This window comes from Kaistella pullorum (assembly GCF_014837035.1).
In the GTDB taxonomy this organism is placed as follows: Bacteria; Bacteroidota; Bacteroidia; order Flavobacteriales; family Weeksellaceae; genus Kaistella; species Kaistella rhinocerotis.
The window spans coordinates 1-5,022 of the sequence record NZ_JACSPS010000011.1 but is presented as its reverse complement, the minus strand read 5'-3'; the positions used below and the strand labels follow the sequence as shown (position 1 = coordinate 5,022).

Sequence of the window (5,022 nt, the reverse complement as noted above, 5' to 3'; positions counted from 1 at the left end):
AGCCCGGATTTCCAATGCTGAATTAATTACAAAAACGGATCTTGGACCGGCGGAAGGTAGTATGGGCGGTAACGTTTCGAGGCTTGGCGATAGTGCGGCTTAATATGACAAATCTTTCTATTATAACTAAACTTTGAAATATCTAAAATCTTCACACTTGTAAAAATTTCGCACTATTGCAAAACCGCTGTTAGCAGAAGTGATTAAAGTTTGAATGTTGATTTTCTAAATGCAGATATTAATGCTTGACCTTTTTCTTTATCTTGATCTACAACTTGTACATTTAGTATTTTACCATTAATGATTGCGCTGAAACATTTCATATTCATATTTTTATTGTCGCCAGTTATATTTACATCAAAAACCTCAAATTTAATGTTACTTATTACTTCTGTTGAATAGGAATGAGTGATTACTGAATTTGGTAATTCAATCTTCAAAGTTTCGTACAGAACTTCTGACATCTGCTTAAAAGATTCAGTAAAATTTTTCTTTGATTTAATTGGCTGATAATTTACAACCAGTTGATTGTAATTTCCACTCTTGAAACCGTAAATTTTAATTGACTTATTTACCAGTTCTTTACCAATTTTTTGTTCCAATACTTTTTTACCTAAAAGTTGGTTTTTCTCAGATTCATTTGGACTGACATTTTCAAAATAGTCAGGAATTGAAAAAGTCCATTTAAATAGTTCATTGTATATTTTTATCTCATTTGATTGAGAGTAAATATTCTGCAAGGGAAAAATTAGAAATAATATAAAGTATATTTTTAATTTCATATTGTATTTATGTATGTTTCGGATCATTTCTGCTAACGGTTGGGTATTTCTGTTGGCGGGGATTATTACAACTGGTTACTGTAAATATAACAAAATGAACAATTAGCGAAAATCTTCATGATGTTAACTTCGACCCCGCTAATAGAAATACTTTGTTACCAGCAGTTTTTTTATTCGATATTTTCATCTTTCCAAACGTCTTCATAACCTTTATTATCGACCAGAAATCTGAAACCGATTTCTAAACCTAAATATTTAATAATCTCAGGTCTAATTTGCAATAAATGTTCGGCACAAATTGGCTTAAAAAAATCGTTATTATCAGAATATTCTCCAGACCAAATAAACCATCCTGTTGTTCCTTCTTGTTGTGAATGACGAAGTCCATTTATCGGATTTTCATTCCAATTGTCAGAAATTCCAATCTTAAATTTCTTATTTATAGGTTTCCAAAGTGAATTATATTTTTCGCATATATTTTTTTGCGGTTCAATATGTACATTCCAACTGTTATGCTCCAAAAGTTTATTTTCATCAGTTTGAAGCCATTTTTTCCAAAGTTTTACATTCACTTCGTTAATTTCATAATTAATGATTTCATTATCCCATTCAAATATAATAGCTGCAACAATTTCGTCTTCAAAATCGTCATCCATATAAATCATTTCAGAAGCAAAATTTTCAACATCAATTTTATCAATCTTATTTTTTATAAAATCATCGCAAACTTTGATTAAATCACTTCGGGTTATTTTCATACGGTGTCTGTAAAATTGCTGGTAACGTCCGGCGTATATGGAGGGTTGCGGCGGCTGCCCCAGATCTCCGTACAAAATCCGGACTTTAAACTTAGCGAAAATTCTGATACAAAAGCAGACTTCCGCAATCCGCCATATACGATGTTACCGCCCGTACGCGCGAGGAACATAATACCGGGGCGACTTAGTGATCACGAAATGCCGGAACCCGTTGTCATGCTCTCGGAAAAAGCCCGGATTTCCAATGCTGAATTAATTACAAAAACGGATTTTGGACCGGCCGAAGGTAGTATGGGCGGTAACGGTCTCTGGCTAGGCCTTCGTTGCGGCCAAAGTGCCTGCGTACTTTCCGCAAGATAATGTTTCTTGGTTAGATTTTACATCCGGCTAAACGCCTGCAGCAATGAGGCTTAGCCAGTGTTAGCCGAAGGTCGTGGCTATTTGCTTCAAGAAAACTTTCACATTTGGATATAATGTGTTTAACTCTTTTAAATCGGTTTTATCAATTTCATTGCAAACTGTTTTAGATAAAAATAATTTCATTCCTAAATTGTTAAAATTTATTTCTGCTTTATCTTCATTGTTTGCTCTGCACATTTCAGTTATAAAATCTAAAACAGGTTTGCGATCATACGCAGGGAAAGTCCTTTTTCTTCTATCTGCGGCTTTTATTTGATTAAACTTTTCCTTTCTTAAAAGTTTTCCTACCGCTTTAAAAAGTAGTTCAGGATAGATAAAATCCTCGAGTTCTATATCGTTGTGTGTTCCACCATCGTATCGGATAATATATTCACATTTTACTTCGATATTTCTATAAGTTTTTGATCGTAAAGAATTGTATTCGCTTCTCCCGGCGGGATCCTTATCAAATAAAGCTAGTACTTTTGGTTTGTATTCTAGCTCCGAACAGTAATCGTTGACGAATTGTAGATAGCCAGGATATTTATTGACGCCGCCTGCTATTAAGATATTTGGTATTGGAATTTGAAACGCTTTCATTAGACTAATAAGTAAATCCTTATCTTCTTGTCCTTCGACCAAAATATTGAAGGGCATGATTTCCCACGAATCGTTTCTACCTATTCCAAAATTTTCTTTTATTTTTTGAGCCTTTTCAAATGCGGAACCTACAAAAATGTTAGTGTTTAATTTGTAAAATAAAAATCCGGCTTTTCTGGAATACTCTTTTAATTCTTTTGTTCCTTCAAATAAAAATGTATTACTTAGATCATCAACATTAATAAAAAAGTGTGAGTGAGTAGTGATAATTATTTGATTCTTCTCAGACTGTTCAAGTAAATTAGAATACAGGCTTTTCTGCAAGCCAGCTTGTAGAAAGGCTTCCGGTTCATCTATAGCCCAAATTACATCTTTCCGCGTTTTAGAATTTACGTATTGAATCAATGATAACAAAATAGTACGTTGAATACCACTTCCTTTTGTTTCAAGCTTTCTTTCATTGGTATCAAATAAGGTAAATTCGATCATATTCGAAATGGCCTCTCTTAAATATAAATATTCCGGAAATTTAATTTTTAGCTTCCAATCATTCGAGTCAATGGAATCTACGTTTTGTAAAAGTCCCTTGAATATTTTGGTTAGCTGCAGTTCAATTTTTTCTACAGCAATTTTAGATTGTGAAATGAACTCATTTAATTTTTCTAAAGAATCCTTTTGATCTCTACCACGGCGTTGATCTAATCCTAGTGGGAGAATCTCCTCGTTTACGATTTCGGAGACTAATTTTGGAATATTTACATTACTAGCTTCAACCAAGAAAAATTTGAAATTTTTTTGTAAAAATGTTCTAATTTCCTTTTCAGTTAAATTTTCCGTTCCTTTCTTACCTTTTAAAGAAATTTCTTTTACACCTAACTTCTCCGTAAAACTCTGGGTGATTATATATTCTTGACCTGATTCTAATTCGCGTATCCGACCTTTGAGCGTTATTGCATATCCTTGTCCACGCGAGCCTTCAGAAATATGATAGGGAATGTCACTTTCAGCATCGAAGTTTTCTACTTCAGGATTGAAGAAAAGCCGCAGCGCTCGAAGGAAGTTAGTTTTGCCTACATTGTTTGATCCACAAATCGTCATAAAGTTATTCGATCCTGGGGTAACTTTCAAAATCGAAATCGACCGATAATTGGTAATATTAAATTCAACAATCTTATATTTCATATATTCTTGATTACGAGTTCTATCGACCTTAGGCTAACGGTTGGGTATTTCTGTTGGCGGGGATTTTTATAACTACGTTTTGTAAATATAACAAAATGAACAATTAGCGAAAATTTTTATGATGTAAACTTCAACCCCGCTAATAGAAATAGCGTGTTGTATGACGTTTTTTTAATCGTCCTTCTGTTCGTTGTAGATATTAAAAATAACAGAATAACCATATTTATCTAGTTCATCAAAATATTGTTGATAGTCTTCAGGTAAATCTTCTCTCGTCTCAAAAGTGAAGTATTCCTCATCGAACTCTATAAAGTCCCAATTTTCTTTATTAACGTAATATTTTGATAATTCTAATGCTCCATCATAGTCCTTATAATCCAGTAAAATTGAAGCGTAAGCTCCTATCACCTTTCCAAAATAATCCTCGTTATTAATGTTTGGTTTACAATGAATGACAATGTGAAACATTTCTATCTTAGTTTTAATTTATTCAATGAGGCGATATAAAATGGCATACAACGGTTGGGTATTTCTGTTGGCGGGGACTATTATAACAACTTTTTGTAAATATAACGAAATGAACAACTAGCGAAAACCTTCATGATGTAAACTTCAACCCCGCTAATAGAAATACACTGTTATGTGTAGTGCTAATTTTCAAGTTTTAACAATTCAGTTTTTTGCCTTCTCTCAAAATCTTTATAGATTACTTTCAGTGTTTGTGTATCCACTAATTCAATAATTGCATTAGGAGGACTGCTATCCATATCCAACAGAATGGTTCCTAAGTTTTTCTCAAAAACACCGTGATCTTCATTCACTTTATATAAACAACATCTTGCCAGAAATCCCTTATACTCTGGGTACAGTATTATTCCGTCTTTTCTATATTCACTAAAAGTTGGATACAATGGTTTTATTAGAGTTCCACCCAAAAGCGCTAATAAAATCCCGCCAAATAAATAAAAGAACCCAAATAGTATCATTGTAAGGGGAAAAATTGAAAAATATATGTTCTTAAATTTAAAAGGCTTAATATTTTTAAAGAATACTATCATGCCTGATAAATATAATGCGATATTTAAAGTGTATTTAATTTCATATTTTAATTCATAATGCAGAAAATAAAATGTCAGAAGATTCAATATTATTAAAATTAATATTGCAAAATGAACTTTTCTAAGTATTTTCAATTTGATACAGGATTTTTGATAGCATTACGCATAACGTCCGGCGTATATGGAGGGTTGCGGCTGCTGCCCCAGATCTTCGTACAAAAACCGGACTTTAAACTTAGCGAA

Annotated in this window: 6 protein-coding genes; 1 reads left to right on the top strand and 5 read right to left on the bottom strand. The window is 32.7% G+C overall.

Translation table 11 applies throughout. The features are described from left to right. Positions 1-203: 203 nt before the first annotated feature. Together H9628_RS11700 and H9628_RS11695 are read right to left on the bottom strand one after the other, a co-directional pair. A complete protein-coding gene (locus H9628_RS11700; protein WP_251834323.1) occupies positions 204-782 on the bottom strand; it encodes a hypothetical protein in 579 nt (192 codons plus the stop codon). A 170-nt stretch (positions 783-952) separates the two neighbouring features. Next, the gene (locus tag H9628_RS11695) at positions 953-1,540 is read right to left on the bottom strand and encodes an immunity protein Imm33 domain-containing protein (RefSeq protein WP_251834322.1); all 588 of its coding nucleotides are present in this window, start codon (positions 1,538-1,540) and stop codon (positions 953-955) included. A gap of 15 nt (positions 1,541-1,555) precedes the next feature. Between H9628_RS11695 and H9628_RS11690 the strand changes: the two genes are divergently transcribed. Continuing rightward, positions 1,556-1,900 (top strand): hypothetical protein, encoded by a 345-nt coding sequence (locus H9628_RS11690; protein WP_251834321.1) that lies wholly within the window; start codon positions 1,556-1,558, stop codon positions 1,898-1,900. Positions 1,901-1,960: 60 nt separating this feature from the next. Here H9628_RS11690 and H9628_RS11685 read toward each other — a convergent pair whose 3' ends face one another. From H9628_RS11685 to H9628_RS11675, 3 genes are all read right to left on the bottom strand, one after another. Then, a complete protein-coding gene (locus tag H9628_RS11685; protein WP_251834320.1) occupies positions 1,961-3,721 on the bottom strand; it encodes an ATP-dependent nuclease in 1,761 nt (586 codons plus the stop codon). Between the two features lie 171 nt (positions 3,722-3,892). After that, a complete protein-coding gene (locus H9628_RS11680) occupies positions 3,893-4,189 on the bottom strand; it encodes a hypothetical protein (RefSeq protein WP_251834319.1) in 297 nt (98 codons plus the stop codon). Between the two features lie 182 nt (positions 4,190-4,371). After that, positions 4,372-4,914, bottom strand: a complete 543-nt coding sequence (locus tag H9628_RS11675) for a hypothetical protein (RefSeq protein ID WP_251834318.1) — start codon at positions 4,912-4,914, stop codon at positions 4,372-4,374. Between the last annotated feature and the right edge of the window lie 108 nt (positions 4,915-5,022).